The following is a 19,616-nucleotide window of genomic DNA, read 5'->3' on the forward strand; positions in this document are numbered from 1 at the left end:
GCAATCCCAGGCGGGGCGACTGACGCACGGAGCATCTTATTGTCCTGGCTACTCACTTGGCATCCTCCGCAGGCTGGATCCCCAGCAACGCCTCGATCCTCTTCATGTCCGGGTGGTCTTGGCCCGCCTCGCGGAGGAGCTTGAAGTCGTTGCGCAACTCGTCGTTCCAAGTGCGGCCGTCCTCGAAGGCTGTGCCGAGATATTTTGTGTAGATGGCTTGGGCCTTCTCGAACTGCCCGTTGAAGAGATAGGCGTGGGCGAGGTTCATCAGCAGCGGCTCAGGTGTGTCGGGCGGCAGAAACGGCAAGCAGGCTTCGGCCGATATGATCGCGTCCGCTGGCTGCCCGGAGAGCGCCGCCGTCCAGGTCAGAGACACCGCCACGCGTGGCAGGAAACGTCCTCGGTCAGGATCAGTCTTGGGTAACGTCTCGACGGCGTTCCACGCTTGCTGCGCCGCCTGGAATGCCTGCTTGCAGTCGCCGGTGTTCATGAACATATGGGTGCTAATCAGCAGGCTGACGGCCCGATACAGCGCTACGTTCTCGTTGCTGATCTCGAAGTTAGTGCGTTCGCCACGCACGCTGGCCAACGCGTGGCGGTTGATCCTATGCCAGTCGCCGCAGGCACGTCCCTGCTCAAAGTGCTCCGCTGCTTGCTTGCCCAACCCCGCCTGCTTCGCTTCCATGCCAAGAAGGAAGTGAACACGGGCCTTCTCTGTCGCTTTCCAGTCGTTGCGGGTGGCAACGATATCGCCGTGCGGTTGGCCGAGATACAACGCTTTCAGCGCATCTCTCTCCGCCTGCGGTGCAACCGCTGCCCCGGCGTCCCATGACTCCGCCAGCCGCGCCCGTGCCGCTGCCGGGTCGATTCCTGCGGCCAGGGCGCAGATGGTCGCGAACCGTGCCGCGTCCGATCGGGTGAGCGTCATATCCGGGGTGGCGGTATGCGGGGAAAGCAGCGGATACAGTGCCATTAGGCCGGCACACGCCTCGGCGGAACGGCCGTCACTCATCAGGAGTGACATGGGCACCAGGTGAATGGCCCCATTGCCGGGATTGTCGAAGAGAAACGAGACCGCTTCGCGCATCGCGCCGTTGAGCGTCTCAACATTACCGTCCGCCTCCCACCATGCCTTGAGAAGCATCATCTTCCTGAGACTGTACTGCTGCAGCATCGCGTCGCTCATTCCCTGCGCTCGACCGGCCTTTGCGACCTCCGCGAATGTGCCCAGGGCATCCTTATACCGCCGAAGTTCCGCTTGCAGTTCCACGATCTCCATCAAGAAGGGAATTTGCCGTGGTTGCAGACGCTGGATTTGCCGGTAGAGGCGCAAGGCCAGTTCGACGTTGCCGCTCTCTCGTGCCGTCTTCGCTTGTTGCTGCAGATCGTAGGCGGACCAGATGCGAACCTCCGACCGCTGTTGTCGCGTGAACTCCAGGTCCCCCACACGGGACCAGCACTCGATCCGGTTGCCAAACGCCACTACCCATTCCTTAGGGGAGGTGCATAGCGCCGTCACCGGAACCCCCATGGCACGCGTGGAATAAGCGACTTTGCGCTCTACGAGATTCACGACGTGAAGAACTCCCTCTTCGTCACCGGTAACGACGGTTTGGTCTTCTCCTGGAAACTGGGCCAACCGGAACAACGGCGCATCGACTACCGGAACGGTGTGGTGCAGCGCCATCGTGGCCCGGTCGAGTACCGCCAGTTCACCGGAAGCCAGAGCCGCCAGAAGCGGCCCATCGGGGAGCACCAGCAGATCCCGCACCGTCCCGCAGGCGCGCAAAGACGCCTCTCCCAGAATCTTGCCTGCGTTTGTCTCCACGGCCACAATCACCCCGTCGTTGATCCGTCCCAGAGGCGAACTGCGCGCCACGTACATGCACACACCATCGGGCGTGAATGCGGAAGCGGTAACCGGCATCGAGCCCGGAATCTCGGCAACGACGGTTACGGTAGACTCGGTCATTCTCACAAGTCGTACCGTGTCACCGAAAGTCTGTGGCGCCATGAGCAACAGTCCCGCCGGACCTGCGCGTAGATGCCCCACGGTTCCTGGCAGTTTGCCGACCTCCTGTGTCTTCCCCTCGTGATAGAGGGCAACCGTGCCGTCCTTCAGCCCGATCACGGCACGGCCATCGGGCAGCACATCGCCGCACACCGTTGCGGTTGGCAGTCCCCATTCGGTCAGTTCTGCACGCATGCCTGTCATCCCTAGAAGGCTGGCCCAGCCTCGCACGTAGGGCCACTGCTCCAGGGTAATGCCAATGGAACGCGTCGCCATTCTTCGCGTCAGCGTGCCGCCCTGCGGATCCAGCCAGTTTGGCCGACCGCAGGCGAAAGCGCGCAACGAGTTATCCGCTTGCGCTGTCACACGCCAGACCAGATCGCTCGTCTGCTGTGTCTGGCGTACGGTTGACAGATCGACCCACTGGCCTTCCCCCAAACCGGCGGCGAGCAGGCGATGCGGCGCGGCGTACTGCACCGTCGCCAGTTTGCATGGAGCCTGGTACAGACACTGGGCCGTTCCCGAAGCCAGGTTCAGCTCTTCGATGCGGCCGCTGGCGCCGACATCGCTGGCGGCGTAGGCCAGACAGGTCTCGTCCGGGCTGAACGACAGCCGACCGAACAGGCTCTTGCCCGAGGCGAACTGCAAGAAGCGTTGCCCCTGTGCCAGGACGGCGACAACCATGCCATCGGTGGCGTACCAGGCCATATAGCGGCCCGACGCAGAGACAGCGATGCGTCCCGGCCGCTCCGTCGCCTGTCGCCAGACCTGCTGTCCGTCGGCGGTATCGTAGGCTGAGACATGTCCCGCATCCGCATTGAGCGCGGCATAGAGCCGGGTTCCGTCGCCGGACAGACTGACAAACACACTGCCCCGACTTTGCCCGCCGACGCTGATTTCGTGTTCCACCTTCAGCACACCGCCAGTGCGCACCGCCAGGAGCAAGGCCGTGCCGTCCTGTCGCCCGATTGCCAGCCGCCGGCCATCCTTCGTGACACTGAGCGAGGCACACTTGTTTCCCACCTCGTACACGCGCTTCAACGAGCAGAAGTCTGCGGAGACCGCAAAAACTGCTCCGGCTTCGCCCACTCCCCATATCTGCCCGTTATCTTCCCGCACCAGATCCAGCACGACACCGCTGCCATGCGCTAGGCGGCCGGTTTCCCGGCCATCCTCGAAGCGATACACGGTTGTGGTATCCGCCACGGCCAATTGATTTGGCGCCAGGACGCAGACATTGTCGCGGACCACATCCGGGATGGCGTAGGCGGGGTGTTCCGCGGGCAGCGCGCAGATGCTTTCCCAGTAGGCCAGGCGCGAGGCCAAGGACGGTGCCGTGTCGACCGCCGACTCCGCCAACTGTGCTGCCACCAAGGGTTCACGCCGCGCCAACGCCGCGCGTGAACTGCTCACATAGGAGGTCGCCAGGTTGTTGATGGCCCGGTTCTCCGCGGCGGTGGCGAGATCGCGTTGCCTTTGGGCTTCGTTTCGCTGGCGCCAGGCGTATGCGCCGCCGCCGATGGCGGCTATGGCCAGGAGCGCAAACACGGCCGCTAGCAACCCCGCGCGCCGGGCCCGCCGCCGCTCCTCCCGTCGGCAATGGTCGCCGATGACCTTGCGGTCCACCCCCAACAGGAAGGACACCACCCCGACAAACCCGTTCTCCCAACTATCCTTCTCCCGTTCGTCGGCATCCGGCAGCATCGTCGGCAGATTGCGGACAATGAGCCGGTCCTTCAACTCGGCCAACGCCGGCCCCAGGCAGCCATCGCCATCCTTGCCGTCCAGCGTGCCGCCCACCACCACCGGCAGCAAATGCCCCACGGCGTCCTGCCGCGCGGGATTGTTCAGAAAGTGCCGGATCTCCTGGTCAACGGGGCCGGATTGCGCCGCAGCCGGTGAGCACAGCACGATCAAGAAGCGCGAGGCGTCGATCGCCTGGTGGATGGTATCCCAGTAGTGCGCCCGCGTTACGTCGAGGTCCGTCTTGTCGCGATAGACCGGCCGGACATACTTCGGATGCCCCGGACGCAATTCATCCGAAACCAGCTTCACTGGAAAACGAAACCACTCCAGCCGGCTCTGCAGCCAGCGCGCCACCCGCTCGTCCTTGCGCGAGTAGCTGATGAAGGCGACGTATTTGTAGGGCTCGTGGACCATGGTGATCAAGCCTCCGTTATGGTCTTCTGGGCATCTACCACGAAGGGGGTCAGTTGCAGTGGTTTGCCGCAGGCGTCCAGCGGGCAGGCGAGCTGCTGGCCGAGCATCCCGGCGTTGACCGGGAAACGTTGGCCACACCAAGGACAGAGCGCCGTCAGGTGCTCGTCGCAGCGGTCTGGGGCACCTTGTTCGCCAAAGCGCCAGAGCCGGACGGCAGTGATCAGCGGCGGACCGGACGGCGGGAAGTTGACCAGCGTGAGGAAGTGCATCTGGCCGTCTTCTGTGCCGCAGACGATCCGACTGCCGTCAGGAGAGAAGGCGGTAGAGAACACTCTAGAGCCAGCGTGGTAGACCGCCAGGCATTGACCGGTGTCCAGATGCCAGACCCGCAGGGTCTTGTCCCAACTTCCCGAGATGGCGCGCCACCCGTCAGGGCTCACACTCACGCTATTGACATCGTCTTTGTGTCCTTCGAGCGTGCGCAGGCATTGGCCGGTGTCCAGATCCCAGACCCGCAGGGTCTTGTCCCAACTCTCCGAGACGGCGCGGTGCCCGTCGGGACTTATGCTCACGCTCCGGATCAAGTTCGTGTGTCCTTCGTTTATGTGCAGGCATTGGCCGGTTTCCAGGTCCCAAACCTGCAGGGCTCCGTTGCTATCCTTCGAGACAGCGCGCCGCCCATCGGGGTTCATGCTCACGCATAAGACCTGTTCTGTGTGTCCTTCGAGGGTCCGCAGGCAGGCACCAGTTTCCAGGTCCCAGACCCGCAGGGTCTTGTCCAAACTCCCCGAGACGGCGCGACGCCCGTCCGGGCTTAAGCTCACGCTAAAGAATTCGGCCGTGTGTCCTTCGATTATGTGCAGGCATTGGCCGGTTTCCAGGTCCCAAACCTGCAGGGTATTGTTCCAACCCATCCCCGAGGAGACGGCGCGCTGCCCGTCGGGACTCACACTCAAGCTATTGACGCCCGTGTGTCCCTCGATTGCGCGCAGGCATTGGCCGGTTTCCAGGTCCCATAGCCGGAGGCTCTTGTCCCAACTCCCCGAGACTGCGCGCCGCCCGTCGGGACTCACTCTCAAGCTCCGGACCAAGCGCGCGTGGCTCTCGAGGGTGCGCAGACACCGGTCGGTTTCTATATCCCAGACCCGGAGGGTCTCGTCGGAACTGCCCGAGACTGCGCGCCGCCCATCGGGGGTCACGCTTACGCTGCAGATCCAGCCCGCGTGTCCTTCGAGGGTGCGCAGGCATGCGCCAGTTTCCAAGTCCCAGACCCGCAGGGTCTCGTCCCAACTCCCCGAGACCGCGCGCCGCCCGTCGGGACTCATGCTCACATTCAAGCCACAGTCCGTGTGGCCTTCGAGGGTGTGCAGGCACGCGCCGGTCTCCAGGTCCCAGACCCGGACGGTCCTGTCAGAACTGCCCGAGACCGCGCGCCGCCCGTCGGGGCTCACGCTCACGCTCTCGACCCAGGAGCTGTGGCCTTCGAGCGTGCGCAGGCACGCGCCGGTCTCCAGGTCCCAGACCCGCAGGGTCTTGTCCCAACTGCCCGAGACGGCCCGCCGCCCGTCGGGGCTCACGCTCACACTGTTGACCCCGCTGGAGTGGCCTTCGAGTATGCGCAAGCATGCGCCGGTTTCCGTATCCCAGACCCGCAGGGTCGTGTCATGGCTGCCTGAGACGGCGCACCGCCCGTCGGATATCATGCTCACGCTCCGGATCAAGTTCGCGTGGCCTTCGAGTGTGTGCAGGCAGGCGCCGGTTTCCAGGTCCCAGACCCGCAGGGTCTTGTCGTTACTACCCGAAACGGCGCGTCGCCCGTCGGAGCTCACACTCACGCTGAAGACATATCTCTTGTAGCCTTCGAGTGTGCGCTGGCATTGGCCGGTTTCCAGGTCCCATACCCGCAGGGATTTATCGGAACTCCCCGAGACGGCGCGCCGCCCGTCGGGGCTTACAGTCACGCTATTGACCATCTCCGTGTGTCCTTCAAGCGTGCGCAGGCACTGCGTCCTGAGCGGGGCCACGGACGGCCGGGGCGAACGACGCAACCAGGGTTGCTCCCGTGAGGCAATCCTGGCTTCTGCTTCGGCAGAGACTGGACCGTCTGCGGAAAAATTGAAGGCAAGTGGCAACACCTCTTGAGGGTTCGAGACCAAGGAGCTGAGACGGGCATTCACAAAATTGGCGAAGTGCCGGAGCCGCGCGGCGCGCGGAGAGTGCTCCTCGGGGATATCATGCGGGGTAGCGTCCTGTAGTTCTGCGGGCAGCGGCGGATAGGGCGGTTCGGGGCGTGTCTCGCCGCGTTCTTTCGCGAACCACCAGTCGCAACGAATCACCGCATAGTCCCGCAACGCCTTGTTGTAGGCGATCATGGCGACGTCGCGGTTAGCGAACCATGAGTTTTCCTCGCGGAACTCGGGCAGTTCGGTCAGTGCAGCGTTGTTGTCGCCGACCAATTCATAGATCAAGCCGGCACGCGCCTTGGTTTCGACGCAGTCGAGGTCGCATAGCACATCCACCAGCGCGTCCCAGCGGTCGGCGTCCGGCGTCAGTTCAGCGACACGGTGAAGATGAAACGGCAGTTCGCTGGCCTTACGGGCATTGGCGGGATCGGACCGCTCCGGGGCGCGGGCTGACTGACCGTCCTCTCCCGCCGGCGGCAGGAACCACGGTTGCCCGCCAAACCAGCCGGCCATGGTCTCGTGCAGGGGCAGGCGGGAAGCGGCGTCCGGTAGACAATAGGTCTGCACGGCTTCACCGAAACTACGGTGATAGAACCCGAACAGGGACGCGCCCTGGTTGCGGCGCTCGGTAAGGTAGAAGGCGATGTCGCCGTGCAGCCTTACCCAGATGGCGACCGGCAGGGCCTTGATGCGCTCGGCTTCGGGTTTAACCCGTTCGGAGGGCGAGCGGACGATAACGTCGGCCATGACCACGGGATCGGCACCAAGCACAGCGATAACTTCGTCCTCCGCCAGTCCATGGCGGGCCACGACGAGATAGCCCAGCGCGCGCTTGACGATGACCTCGCCATGTTCCTCGCCCCGGGACAGCCGTTGCAGGACGGTGGCGAACAGGTCGGGCAGACCGGACAGTAGCGGGTCGGGCTTGTGCCATGCCGGCCAGCGGGTGGCTTCCTCGGCTGCCACGCGCAGCCAAAGGGCGTTGCCCTCGACGGCGAAGGCGTCGAGGATGGGTCGGCGCTGAGTGTCAGAACGGAGCGTCCGCCCAGCCGCAGTCAGCCAGCGGTCGAGCAATGTCGCGCCATCAGTCTGCGTGAGCGGGGCAAGCCGGACGGTTTGCGCGCCGGGCGCGAGGCGGGTGAGGTTGCGGAGGAGGATTTCGGATTGCGGCGATTGTGGTGAAGGGCGTGTTTCGGCGGGCAAGGCTGCGGATACGACGATGCGGACGTGGGGCGGGAGGTTCTGCGGCAGCCACGACAGTGAGGCGGCTAGGTTGGCGTCGCGAAACTGGTCGAGGGCGTCGAGGAAGAGCCGGATCGGGTGTTCCGCCGTCGCCCTGTCCAGCGCCTCGCGAAAGGCATTGGCCAGGGGATTAATCTCGCTCGGAATTTCTCGGTCGTCGAGTTCCTTCTCCTTGGGGGCGCGGGACGGTTCACCAACAGGAGGGACACTTCTTCCTTTTTCTTTGACCTGGCGGGGGTATAGTGCACGAATCCGGGCGACCAGATCGCGGAGCAGTTCGATCAGGTCGGACGATCCTGGCGTGACGCCGATGAAACGGGAGAGGACCTGGGGATGGTGATCTGCTTTTTGTGTTTCGCCCTTTGCTTCGCCTCGGCATTCCGCTATCGCCTGGGCCATGAGGGCGGACTTGCCGGAGCCGGCTGGACCGACGATGGCGAGCGGCTGGTTCGGGCCGGAAGCGAGATATTCGCGAATCCGGCGTAGCGGTTCCGCGCGGCCAATGAAGCCGGCGCGGCGTTCTTCGGCGAAGTCGCGGTGCGCGGCTTCCTCCAATTCCTCCGGCGAAACTTCCTCGAGACCGGCGATCTGAGACTCGAGGACTTGGCGCAGCCGCACATAAACTTCCGTGGCGAACGCGGCTAGATCGGCGTCCTTGAATGCGCCCTTGTCGCGCCAGGGCACGTCGTAGGGATGGATGTTGGCAGGACCGAGGTGGTCATCCAGCTCGGCGCACAGGACATCCAGCCGGCGGGGGGAGTCGGTATCCGTCGTGCCGTCGGGCAACCAATCGGTAAACGCCGGATGCGGCGTTGCCGGGGGATTGACGATTCGCCGGCGAAAAGCATGCACATGCTGGCGCGCATCCGTCCTGGGCAGGGCCAGCGCACCGTGGATGATCTCCTGGTGCGTGGCGGAGAGGCCGATAGGAAGAGTTTCGCGCAGAGGCGCAGAGGCACTGAGGAAAGATGTAGACCTGACGACATCGCAAAGGGCCGCGAGAAGGGGCCACTCGACTTCTGTCTGCCAGACTGCGAAATCCTTGAAGCGACCCGTCCGCGGCTGCAGCACATACTCCGCCGGCACGGCGTTATCATCCCGTCGATACCAGGCATTCAGAATCTCTGCGTTCTTTGCGCTCTTTGTGGTTAATTCCCTCTCAAGTTCCTCGAATACCTCCGCGGGCAGCGTCTCCGGCAGCGGTCGCCACCCATACCGGTCGCCCAGCAACACGAGGAAATTCGGCTTGATCCGCCCCTCCTGACACCGCTTCAACTCGCGCAGGCAGATGCGCATCGTGCGGTTATCCTTGCCAGCCTCCTCTGGCACGCCCCATCGCAAGTCAATCGCCTGAAACCGCAGTCCCTTTGACAGGCAAAGCCGCTGCAGCTTCGGAAAAACTTCCCGTTGCAACAGGTCTCGCTCGGCCTTGAAGTCACGGAAGGTCGAACTGACGAACAGGCGGATAGTGCGGTGAGCAGTGGACATACTACATCCTCCCTCGATTCTTGTGGTCATACCACACGTGGAACCCGGTAGCGGTCAGGTCGGCATGGAGCCGCCTGACGAAAGGTTGATCCGGCGGATCATCGTCCCGTGCATAGGAAAGTGTAGTACTTCAATAGAAAAAAGACCATTGGTTCATTTTGAAATAAAAGATCTGCCAGTCGCACGACGAGGGGTAGCCATAGGCGGCGGTTCCGACTGCGGGTGACTCTGACTTGTGTATTGTCCTGCCGCCCTGGTTCTTCCGGGGCAGGTTGCTTTGGCGGCGCTACAATCGGCCGCGTTCGAGTTTTGCTCGTCGTTCCGTCATGCGGCGTTTGGGATCGCCACGAACGTACTCGGCAGGCTCCATGTAACGTAGACTGGTGTGCAAGCGGTGTTCGTTGTAGTCTTCGACTCGCGCGGTAATGACGTCCGGGGCTGCCGGATAGTGTGGCGGCAACTCGTCACGCAGGGCTGTGTGAGTGCTGCGGTGGCGGTGCATTGCCCGAACCGCGACCAGGGCTCGTCCAGCGACAGAGCGGGTTCTCCGAGTCGAGAATGTGGTAGACGGCCGACTCGCTCAGGTGAGCCACGCCCTGGTCGGCCATCTGCCAGTCCAGCCGCGTTTTTCTTGGCCTATTCGGCCTGTAACCGCTCAATTTCGGCTTCGGCGGCCCTCTCCTTGCCCCGCTCCTGTCCACGAGTCCGTCCTTCGCTCTTGCTCGCAGCTGAGCCTCCCAGCGATAAATCGTGCTGGCAGAAATGCCGTGTCGACGGCACAGTTCCGCGATGTTGCCCCCAGGCTGATACGCTTTCTTGATGATACCGTACTTCACTTTGGCGCTGAATCTGCGGAGCCAGTTCAGGTGACTTCCTCTGGTTCCGCCTTTCAACATAACCGCGAGCAGGGAAGTCTCCTCATGCAAAATCCGCTTGTGGTCCTGTTTCGACTGAAGCTATACAGCATTCTCACTTCCAGAAATGCCACCACTTCTTTTCGGAATCATCTGGGCGTCCTATACCGCCGAATTGCATGTCGCGGACTTTCCTCCACTTTGCCCGTTTCGCAGGATCGTCTGGTGCAGTTGATGGACAAGCTCCAAGGAGCGGGTAGGGCGCGTCGCACACGGAACACTTACCGTGGTCAGCACATTTGCCACAAAGGACCGCGTAGCATTCACCACAAATGCCCAGCGGATTCATCGTGATTACGACTTCGCCGCGCACAAACGGCCTCATGTCTTCCGGTACATTCTCAATCCCTGAGATCCGGTCAGACGAACAGCATTTGTCACACCGCAAGCCACTCATGACAACCTGCCTTCTTTCACTAGCGTCCCATAGGCGATGGCGGAACCACTCCAACATCACATCGTTGGCCATCATTGTACACGGTAGGGGCTTGAGTGTCAACCCGCGCAATCCGCAAAAGACGAGTACTGACATCGGTGCCGTCTGCCTGTAGCCTACAGGCGCAAGAATACAAACCAAGGCGCGTGACCACACTACCGCGAGGCCTGCGAGATGAGCTTTACCCCCCCTGTGGCAGATCGTCCAGTATATTTCCCGGGGGGGGCTACCCGACCAGATCGCGCGGGAGGCGCAGGCGGACATCAGGTCGTTCGCCTGCACAATCCACGTGCTGGCCCTGCTCTATGGCCAGATCACCCGCTCGGGCAGCTTGAATGAGATATGTGACGCGTCTCGGCTGCACGAGCCCGAGTTGAACCACATACGGGCGCGCCGGAGGGGTGGATGCGTTGCTGGGGACGCTGCTGGCAGGGGCGTGAGGGACGGAGACGGTAGCCTGCGGATGGCCTTTGCTCGGACTTAGGCGTCAAAATTTAACCCAAACCGCTCATATGTCGTACGAAGCCTCTCAATGATGTCGACTCTTGAGACGCCGTTCGCATGAAGAATGCCGGCAAGGTTATCAGCAGCCGATCTCGTGCATGGATGAGAGCACCGTGCCTGACGTGAGAATTCCAACGAGGTGCACAAGGCGCGTTCAGCATAGAGTTCGGATTCGTGCGTATGTCCCGATTTGTGCAGGAGAAAGGAAAGCGGCAGCAACTTGTAGGGCATGTTCATCAGGTTCGGCGGAGATTGGCTTTCGTCCATCTTCAAGGCACGCCGAATGAGCGCTTCAGCTTCCGGCATCCTGTTCAGGGATATGAGCACAGCGCCCAGATTGTTTAACGCGATGGCCACTTTCGGATGCACAGCCCCATAGCAACTCTCCAAAACCTCAGCCGATTGCCGTAAGAGAGGCTCGGCTTCAACGACCCGGTCAGTCATCCTCAAAAGTTGGCCCAGGTTGTTGAGGGAAACCGCTGCCTGGGGGTGGTTGGGGTTCAGACGCTGCCTGTCGATCGACAAGGCTTGGCGCATCAATTTCTCCGCCTCGGGAATGCGTTTCGTAGCCTGCAACAGCTGCGCCAAGTTGGTGAGCATGATCGAAACTTTCGGATGCATGGGGCCGAAGCGCGTCTGGAGAACCGCTAAGCACTTCCTCTGCATGGGCTCTGCCTCGTCCAGGCGCCCTGCCATCTTGAGCAGAATGCCTAGATTGCACAACGCTCCGATAGTGACAGTACGGTTGATCCTGTCAGACTTCGCATCGATCATGAGCGCACGACGCAACAGTGTTTCGGCATCATGGAAATGGCCTGCGCGCTGGTGTAGCTGTGCCATCGTGTTGAGTGCGCGAGAGACGTGCGGATGGACGTCACCGTATGTCTTTTTGAAGGCAGCCAACGCCGACTGAGCAAATCGCTCGGCCTCCTGGACGCGATCCACCTCAAGCAAGAGGTCCGCCATCCTCAGAAGAGCGACAGCAAGCTTGGGACTGTCGGAACCGTAGAACCGTTCATTGATCGCCAGCGCACGCTGCACGAGCGGCTCGACGTCCCGGCCACGGTTCATGTCCTGAAGAATTGTCGCGAGACGAAGAAGGTCTTCCGCGGTTCTTGGATGCTCGGTACCGAAGTTGCGTTCCGTGATCCGCAATGAGCGTCCCATCATGGCTTCGGCCTCCGTGAGGCGGAAATTATCTTGGGCCAACTGGGCGAGCGTGCCAAGCACGGTGGCGACCGAAGGATGATCGGGGCCGCAACAGACTTCGTTGATGGCCAGCGCACGCCGCGACAGATCCTCAGCGTCCGCACTTCGGTTCAGGGCTGCAAGTACCCCGGCCAAGTTGTCGAGGCGGATCGCCACGTTGGGGTGCGATAAGCCATAGTAAGCGGTCTCAATCTCCAACGCCCGGCGCATCAATGGTTCGGCATCCAAAGCGCGGTCCATTTCCAGCAACAACATCGCGAGATTGCTGACGCACCTGGCAACCGCTGGATGTGCTGGGCCATAGTTTACCTCGTCGATCGCCAAAGCCTGTCTGATGAGCGTCTCAGACTCGGCTAGACGACCGGCATCCTGCAGGATGATCGCCAGATTGTTCAAACGCAGAGAGACGTTCGGGTGCGTTGGCGAGAACTCTTGACGGTACTCCTCCAGGGATGTCCTCATCAACAATTCCGCCTCCCCATGGAACGCCAGAGAGGACAGAAACAGGGAAAGTTGATTAGCCACATAGGCAGCGCGCGTGACCGTTGGCTTGGGTGCTTTCAGCCACACGTTGAAGGCGTGAACATAGGACTGGGCGAGCGTGTTGTCGTCGTGCAAGGTTACTGTCCAGTAGCGTCGCAGTTCGTCTTCGTTGAGGTCAAACAGAAGCACGAAGCGGCCAACATCGAGAAGGCAGGTACGCAGGCGATCTCTGGCTTCGAGTTTCGACAACAGCCAGGGAAGTTCGTCGGCTTGACGGATATCCACTGGACGGGCCTCAAAAAGGTCCGCCAGACGCAAGCGCAAGGCACACACGGTTTTGGGCTTGGAAAGGTACCTGTGCTGCACAGCCGTGCGCAGGTGTTCGTGCGCGAAGGCCAGAACGCCGTCGCGGTCCACCAGGCCATCCTCCAACGCGCAGCGTAACGGCGACCAGAGCGCCGCAGGCAGCTGCATCTGTCCGGCCGGTTTCAATGCCTCCAGCAGTTCCGGTTCAGTCAGGCCGCGGCGGGCGGCCCAGAGCAGCGACAGCGCCTCGCGGACCAGCCCGGGGCGGTCGCGTTCGTAGTCGTGTTCGAAACGGGTTAGGATCTTGCCCAGCAAGGCGGGGATGTCGGCGGCTTTGAGATAATAGTCGATTTGCTGGTCGAGCTTTTGGTAGTCGCCGGTGACGCGCAGATCGTCAAGCAGGGTCTTGATATAAAGCGGGTTCGAGGCCGCCGCGACGCCGGCAATCCTGCGCGCGCGATCATTGGAAAGGCCCTGGGCGAAGTGTTTGAGGTGCCGCGCGATCAACTCGACGCGTTCGTCCGGGGTGAGCGGCTCAACGGTGAACGCGGGCCAGCCGCGCGGATGGAGGGCGTCGAAGGTGTCGCCGGGCAGGGTGGAGACGATCAGTCGCAGTTCGCCGGGCAGGCGATGCGGCAGCCAGGCCAGCAGCCGGCCGCGGTCGCGGTCTTCGAGCTGGTTGAGTGCGTCGAGCACAAGGACAGCCCCAACGCCTTTCTGCTTGGCTGTTACGGCAAGGCGACCAAGGTAGTCGGGGAAGACCTTGATGATCTCATCGGCATGGGCGGGAATCTTCCTTTCTTCTTCCTCCAAAACTCGTGCCCCGGATGGATCGTCTGCACCACACCAGCGGATGATGGCCACCATCAGCCGGCGCATCAGGGCGAGGTGAGCCGCGCTCATGGCGGAGCTGCCAATGTAGTGCTGGAAAACGAAGTCGCCGGGGCGCGCCTGGCGCCAGCGCGCTACCCAGTTGGCCAGCAGCGCGGACTTGCCGCCGCCCGACGCGCCCAGAACGGTCAGGGCGCAGCCTTGCGCGCCATCGCGGGCATAGGCGTCCAGCCGGTCGAAATAGGCATCGCGCCCGACATAGAAGTCAGTGCGGCGGCTCTTGGCGTATGCTTCGTGATCGCGGTCTTCACGCGACCAGACGTCGGGCACCTGGTCGGCCGGGAACGCAGCGTTAATGGCTGCTGTGAGGTCGGTGAGCACGAGGTCCGCCAGGGCACGGGGATCGGCGTAGTTCTCGCGCAGGGGGAGTTGCTTGGCCGCGCAGACCGCCTTGACCTTCTGTTTCAGCGCGTCCTGGCGGGTGGGCCGGGTGGTATCCTCTGATAGGTAGTCGCCGCCCTTGGACGCGGCGTGTTGCGGGTCGCGGAAGTAGAAGAAGGCCCGCCCGGCCATCTCGGGGTCGTTGTGCACGCCGTGAAGGATTTCCAGTTCGGTGACGCTGTGTTTGGCGACCTCGTTCTTCAGCCAATCTTCTTCATCAAGGAGCGCCGGGGGAAAGGCTTCCGGGCCGGGAGTCCAGCCGTAGCGTTCGCCCAGCAGGCCGATGAAGAAGGGGCGGCAGCGCTTGATCTCCGCCAGGCAGTGGCGCAGGGTCTCATTGCGCTGCGACTGCTCCTCGGTCACGCCCCAGCGCAGGTCCACCTCGACGAATTCCACTGCGCGTCCTCGGCAGATCCTCCGCAGGGCCGGCCAGACCCGGGCCATGAGTTCGTTGCGGTCCTCGACCATGTCCTTGAAGGTGGAGGAGACAAACACGCGGACGACGCGGTCCTTGGCGGCCGCGGCTTTCGCTCCCGGGTCGGCGGCGGCGGCCGGGCGCGAAACCGGGGACAGGGATTGAGCTGAAGCCGGCGTTGATGGATCGGCGGGTGCCGGATTAGAACGCGGTGTAGCCGTGTCCGGTTCGTTGCGCCCGATAAAGCGTCTCCAAAGGCTCATGATTTTCTCCTTCTTTCGACAAGGCCTTTTCATTTCTGCTGTCACCTGCCACATAAAGTGACCGTAACGCTGCCACTAGCAATGGCCGCGGCTTGACAGGCCGTTGGCCACTTTATCTGGCAGGGGGGATTTTCTCTTCGCGCGCCGTTGTTTTCTTCCCGGCTGGTTTTCTTCTGGCGTTTTCTTCTGGCGCTGGTTTGGTTTTTCTTGCGACTTCCGAGAGCGCAAGGTCTTCTTCTCTGGGTCTTCTTCCCAACCCTATTCAAGGCGATTATTCTTTTGGCCGTGGGCTGGGAACAAAAAAGGTGTTTTTGACGCGGTACATTTTGGTAACTTACCCCCAAAACAACCGCAGCCAAAAACACCAAATATGTGCAATACTATACCCCTTCGTTGCGCCAATCCCCGCTGTCCGCAGATTGTTTTTTATCGGCCGGCCACTTCGTCCAAGTGTTACTGCGATCACGCCGACTGCCAGCGTCTGTGCGCGGCGGAACGTCAGCGACGTCACTACCGCGAGGTGGCCACGACGCCATCCCGGCGTCCCGAGCACGAGGCGATGTTGGCCCGCAAGAAAGTGGAGCGCTTGCGTCGCAAGTATTGCGGCGCAGTGGTCGAAGCGTTGCCAAGCTCGCCTGCCACACGGCTGCGCGCCAAAGCCCCCGTTCGCGCATCCAGGCATGACGCGCGGGAAAGCTCCCTGAGCGTCATCATGCTTCTGGTCTTCATTCTGCAGACGCTGATTGGCTTGCTGGCCATGTTGTTTCAGACCAAGGACACGGCGTCCATGCTGGACATGCTGGCCAGGGCGCAGGCGGTCGGCCGCGATCTGACGGGTCTCCGCCTTGAGAATCTTCCTCTGCGCCAGCTTTTCCTCACCGGCATTTTGAGCATGAAATCCTCACAAAAACCTCCTTCTCCAGGCTAGCGACGCTATCCTCACAGACCAGTCGCCATCCGACTTACCCGGAGCATTGTAGATGGCGTTCCGGCATGTCGCCGGGGCCTTGCAACCCACGTCGAATGGAGGCAATCATGGTCATCAAGACTCACCTGCGGCCGCCCCGCGTCCTGGCGAAGGGATACGGCTGGGCGGATCATCGTCTGCTGCGTGACGGGCATCTGCGCCTGTGCACGACGCCTGCTCTGGCGCTGTATCTTTTCCTCGTTTTGGCCGCCGACGGCGACGGCCTGTCTTTCTACGGAGACCGGCTCACCTGTCATCTCCTCGGGCTGAGCCACGCCGAGCTCGAAGAGGCCCGGAATAATCTTTTGGGCAACGGCCTGATCGCTTGGGACTCTCCCCTGTACCAGGTTCTGGACGTGCCGCGGCAACCGGGGAAGGGAGACTGGGCATGATCAGCCGTGAACTCTTTTGGGAGATCGTCCGTCTGCACAAGGTCGAGAAACTGTGCAGCACGCAGATCGGCGCCAAGCTGGCCATGGCTCCGCGCAGCGTCCGCCGCTTCATGCGGCTGAGCGACTACCCCGTCAAGGCGGCGGAGCGGGAAAGACCGTGTCTGCTTGAGCAGCACGCGACGCGAATCCGCAGCCTTCTGGACTCCTTTGCCTACACCGTCTCGCAGCTTCACGCCCGCCTGGCCGAGGATGGCATCTCCTGCAGCTACCGCAGCCTGGCCCGCTACGTGAAGACGATCCACCCGAAGCAGCCCCCCGCCGTGATGAAGCTATGCTTCGAGCCAAGCGAGGCGGCGGAGGTGGACTTCGGTTCCTGCGGCATGATTTACTGCGGCCAGACGCAGCGGCGTCTTTCCGTGTGCGCGGTGGTCCTGTGCCACTCTCGGATGCTCTACGCGGAGTTCATCCCCTGTGAACGCCTGGAGCACTTTCTCGCCTGCCAGCAGAACGCCCTGCATTACTTCGGCGGCTCGCCACGGCGCATGATCGTGGACAACTGCCGCTGCGCGGTGTTGCGTCACCCGGGCGCCGGCGAGGTCAGCTACAACCCCGCCTTCCTGGACTTCTGCGGGCATTACGGGATGAAACCCACCGCGTGCAGCCCGCGCCACCCGCAGAGCAAAGGCATCGTCGAAAGGGCCGTCGGCTACATCAAGCACCACTTCGTCGACGGGCGGACCTTCGTCAGCCTCGACCAGGCCAACGCGGCCCTGCGCGTCTGGCTGGACGAGGTCGCCAACGTTCGTTCACACGGCACGACCGAGCAGCGCCCCTGCGACATGCTCGCCGAAGAACGGCTGCGGCTTCTGCCGCTGGCGGCCGAACCCTACGAATGCGTGCGCATTGACTCGCGCACCGTCGACCGCTTCGGGCGCATCCACTTCGATCAGAACGACTACAGCGTGCCGCATCGCCTCGTCGGCAGCATCCTCACCGTGAAGGCCTATCCGCACAAGGTGGCCATCTACAACGGCGACATGCTGGTGGCCACCCACCCGCGGTCCTACGACCGGCGCCAGGAAATCATCATGAGCGAACACCACGAGGACGTGATGAAACGGACAAAGGCCGCGCGCCTGCAAAACCTCCGCAGCGACTTTCTGCGCCTGGCGCCGGCGGCGGCCGACTTCCTGCGACAGCTGGAGGAAACCACCCTGGATGCCACCGCGCACCTGACCCGCATCACCGCCCTGGGCGAAATCTATGGGCGGGAAGCCCTCAAAAAGGCGTTGGACACGGCGTTGCACTTCCAGGTGTGCAAGGCCGAATACATCGAGCACATCCTCAGCACCGCCTCACGCCAACAGCCCGAGCAGCGAGGCGTTCTGCACGTGCCCAACGCCAATGGACAGCTGGACCTGCGCGTGCCGACGCCTGATCTGAGCCGCTTCAAAACCATCAAAACAACGGAACGAAACAACCATGGATAAAATCCTCGACGACAACCTGGCCTATCTTGGCCTGACGCAAATACAAAAGCAATACGACGCGCTTGAAAAGGCCGCCGCCACCAAGAGACTGGCGCCGGCGGCCTTCTTCGCGGAGCTCGTCGCCTGCGAAGTGGCCACGCGCAGGGAACGCGCGGCGCAGAGAAGAGTCAGGGCCGCCCACTTCCCGGTCATCAAAACCCTTGATACCTTCAAATGGTCCATCCCCACCTTGATCAATCGAGAGCTCATCCAGTATCTCTTCACCCTGAAGTTCATCGATGAACGCCGCAACGTCGGTCTCCTGGGCAAAAGCGGCGTCGGCAAGACCCACTTGCTCACCGCGCTGGGCTATAATGCCTGCCTGAAGGGTTACAATGTCCGTTTCGAGTCGGCCATCGCCATCATCAACAATCTGAAAAACGCCCAGACCAACGGCTCCTTCCTGCGCATCCTCAGAAACTACACCGCGCCCGAACTGCTCTGCATCGACGAAATAGGCTTCCTACCCATCGACCAGGAGGGCGGCAATCTCCTCTTTCAGGTGATCTCGCAACGCTACGAAACCGGCAGCACCGCCATCACCAGCAACCTCGACTACGACCAATGGACATCGGTCTTCAACAACGACGCCGCAATGGTCAGCGCCTTGCTCGATAGGCTGCTTCACCACTGTGACAGCATCCTCATCGATGGACCAAGCGTCAGAACGGGACTGGATGAAAAGCGCTAACCCGTCAACACCAATACCAACAACGAAAGCATAGACATGACGTTGCCAGCCTGAGCCTTCACCGCCAATGCCATGCCGTCCCTGCCGGTCAAACGGACCTGAACATGATCAGCGGCCCGCCCCCGGACATATGCGCATGACAGCCCCGGTGAAGTCAACCCAGGCTGGCTCTTTCAACTCAAAAATGGACATACACCTCCAGTCCGCTCCTACGGTTGCAGGACCAGGCAACCGCCTGCCTGCGACCCGGCTACGGCCAGCTTATCTGGCAAAATCACGGCCATTTTATCTGGCAGGTAACACATTTCTGCTGGCTCTTGATGAACGCGAGCAGTTCCTGGAACAGGGCCGGATCGTCACGCTGGAGTCGAGCGGCGATCTCCTGCAACTTCGACTGATCGCGCATGATCTCTTCAAGCACGGCGAGCAGTTTTGGCGAGGGGGTGTTTCCGGTTTTCCTGCCGCCCATCCCTCCGATAGTCATCCCGTAGCGGCCGGCCAAATCTGCCAGTGTGCCGCGGATCTCGTCCTCCGGCTTGCCCATAGCGCGCAGCAGGCCAGCGTAGTTGCCAAACGCGGTCTGCAAGTGCGGGTGTGGATGGCCCGTGGCACGGGTGAAGTTGAGGAAGATCTCAACCATACGCCGCATCAGGGGTTCGGCCTCCGCGAGCCGGTTGGTGGCCTTAAGCAACTGAGCCAGGTTGTTGAGGCCAGTGGCGACGGACGGATGGTTCTCCCCGTAGCTTTGCTCAGCGATCTTGAGGGCGCGGCGCATCAGGGGTTCGGCCTCCGTGAACCGGTTGGTGGCCTTAAGCAACTGAGCCAGGTTGTTGAGGCCAGTGGCGACGGACGGATGGTTCTCCCCGTAGCTTTGCTCAGCGATCTTGAGGGCGCGGCGCATCAGGGGTTCGGCCTCCGCGAACCGGTTGATGGCCTGAAGCAACAGCGCCAGGTTGTTGAGGCAAGCGGCGACGTCCGGATGGTTCTCCCCGTAGCTTTGCTCAGCGATCTTGAGGGCACGCCGCATCAGGGGTTCGGCCTCCGCGATGCGGTTGGTGGCCTGAAGCACAGTGGCGAGGTTGTTCAAACTCGTCACCACCTGCGGGTGACATTCCCCGTGGCACACTTCCGCCCCCTGCGGGGCGGACGTC

The 19,616-nt window shown here is 62.2% G+C and carries 11 protein-coding genes; 5 read left to right on the top strand and 6 right to left on the bottom strand.

The window, feature by feature from the left end; translation table 11 throughout:
* Positions 1–52: 52 nt before the first annotated feature.
* The 4 genes from J3R75_RS12765 to J3R75_RS19885 all read right to left on the bottom strand — a co-directional run bounded on the left by J3R75_RS12765 (position 53) and on the right by J3R75_RS19885 (position 9,980).
* The gene (locus J3R75_RS12765; protein WP_307265531.1) at positions 53–4,171 is read right to left on the bottom strand and encodes a TIR domain-containing protein; all 4,119 of its coding nucleotides are present in this window, start codon (positions 4,169–4,171) and stop codon (positions 53–55) included.
* Positions 4,172–4,176: 5 nt separating this feature from the next.
* Entirely contained in the window at positions 4,177–9,084 is a 4,908-nt protein-coding gene (locus J3R75_RS12770) for an AAA family ATPase (protein WP_307262101.1), read from the bottom strand.
* A 286-nt stretch (positions 9,085–9,370) separates the two neighbouring features.
* Positions 9,371–9,586, bottom strand: coding sequence for an integrase core domain-containing protein (locus J3R75_RS12775; protein WP_307262103.1), 216 nt, complete (start codon positions 9,584–9,586; stop codon positions 9,371–9,373).
* Positions 9,549–9,980, bottom strand: a complete 432-nt coding sequence (locus tag J3R75_RS19885; protein ID WP_370882401.1) for a transposase — start codon at positions 9,978–9,980, stop codon at positions 9,549–9,551. The genes J3R75_RS12775 and J3R75_RS19885 overlap by 38 nt, the downstream gene beginning before the upstream one ends.
* A 653-nt stretch (positions 9,981–10,633) precedes the next feature.
* On the opposite strand from J3R75_RS19885, the gene J3R75_RS19890 reads away from it, so the two are divergent.
* A complete protein-coding gene (locus J3R75_RS19890) occupies positions 10,634–10,918 on the top strand; it encodes a DUF4372 domain-containing protein (protein WP_370882402.1) in 285 nt (94 codons plus the stop codon).
* Here the strand turns inward: J3R75_RS19890 and J3R75_RS12780 are convergent.
* Positions 10,915–14,886: a tetratricopeptide repeat protein gene (locus J3R75_RS12780; RefSeq protein WP_307262105.1), complete on the bottom strand. Its 3,972-nt coding sequence runs from the start codon at positions 14,884–14,886 to the stop codon at positions 10,915–10,917. The genes J3R75_RS19890 and J3R75_RS12780 overlap by 4 nt on opposite strands.
* Before the next feature lie 370 nt (positions 14,887–15,256).
* Here J3R75_RS12780 and J3R75_RS12785 point away from each other — a divergent pair, with 370 nt between their 5' ends.
* The 4 genes from J3R75_RS12785 to istB all read left to right on the top strand — a co-directional run bounded on the left by J3R75_RS12785 (position 15,257) and on the right by istB (position 18,465).
* Positions 15,257–15,814 carry a hypothetical protein gene (locus J3R75_RS12785; protein WP_307262106.1) on the top strand — a complete coding sequence of 186 codons (558 nt, stop codon included), beginning with the start codon at positions 15,257–15,259 and terminating at the stop codon, positions 15,812–15,814.
* A 107-nt stretch (positions 15,815–15,921) separates the two neighbouring features.
* Positions 15,922–16,245 (top strand): hypothetical protein, encoded by a 324-nt coding sequence (locus J3R75_RS12790; RefSeq protein ID WP_307262107.1) that lies wholly within the window; start codon positions 15,922–15,924, stop codon positions 16,243–16,245.
* Positions 16,242–17,735 carry an IS21 family transposase gene (gene istA / locus J3R75_RS12795; protein WP_307262108.1) on the top strand — a complete coding sequence of 498 codons (1,494 nt, stop codon included), beginning with the start codon at positions 16,242–16,244 and terminating at the stop codon, positions 17,733–17,735. The genes J3R75_RS12790 and istA overlap by 4 nt, the downstream gene beginning before the upstream one ends.
* Positions 17,728–18,465, top strand: a complete 738-nt coding sequence (istB, locus tag J3R75_RS12800) for an IS21-like element helper ATPase IstB (protein WP_307259564.1) — start codon at positions 17,728–17,730, stop codon at positions 18,463–18,465. The genes istA and istB overlap by 8 nt, the downstream gene beginning before the upstream one ends.
* A gap of 274 nt (positions 18,466–18,739) precedes the next feature.
* Here istB and J3R75_RS12805 read toward each other — a convergent pair whose 3' ends face one another.
* Positions 18,740–19,552, bottom strand: coding sequence for a tetratricopeptide repeat protein (locus J3R75_RS12805; protein WP_307262110.1), 813 nt, complete (start codon positions 19,550–19,552; stop codon positions 18,740–18,742).
* Positions 19,553–19,616: the final 64 nt, after the last annotated feature.

Origin of the sequence: Oligosphaera ethanolica (assembly GCF_030814695.1) — a bacterium.
In the GTDB taxonomy this organism is placed as follows: Bacteria; Verrucomicrobiota; Lentisphaeria; order Oligosphaerales; family Oligosphaeraceae; genus Oligosphaera; species Oligosphaera ethanolica.

Excerpts from the sequence above, each read along its gene's own strand:
- J3R75_RS12770 (WP_307262101.1), bottom strand. The coding sequence starts at position 9,084 with ATGTCCACTGCTCACCGCACTATCCGCCTGTTCGTCAGTTCGACCTTC.
- J3R75_RS12785 (WP_307262106.1), top strand. The coding sequence starts at position 15,257 with ATGTGCAATACTATACCCCTTCGTTGCGCCAATCCCCGCTGTCCGCAG.
- J3R75_RS12780 (WP_307262105.1), bottom strand. The coding sequence starts at position 14,886 with ATGAGCCTTTGGAGACGCTTTATCGGGCGCAACGAACCGGACACGGCT.
- J3R75_RS19885 (WP_370882401.1), bottom strand. The coding sequence starts at position 9,980 with ATGTTGAAAGGCGGAACCAGAGGAAGTCACCTGAACTGGCTCCGCAGA.
- J3R75_RS12765 (WP_307265531.1), bottom strand. The coding sequence starts at position 4,171 with ATGGTCCACGAGCCCTACAAATACGTCGCCTTCATCAGCTACTCGCGC.
- istA (WP_307262108.1), top strand. The coding sequence starts at position 16,242 with ATGATCAGCCGTGAACTCTTTTGGGAGATCGTCCGTCTGCACAAGGTC.
- istB (WP_307259564.1), top strand. The coding sequence starts at position 17,728 with ATGGATAAAATCCTCGACGACAACCTGGCCTATCTTGGCCTGACGCAA.
- J3R75_RS12775 (WP_307262103.1), bottom strand. The coding sequence starts at position 9,586 with ATGCACCGCCACCGCAGCACTCACACAGCCCTGCGTGACGAGTTGCCG.
- J3R75_RS12790 (WP_307262107.1), top strand. The coding sequence starts at position 15,922 with ATGGTCATCAAGACTCACCTGCGGCCGCCCCGCGTCCTGGCGAAGGGA.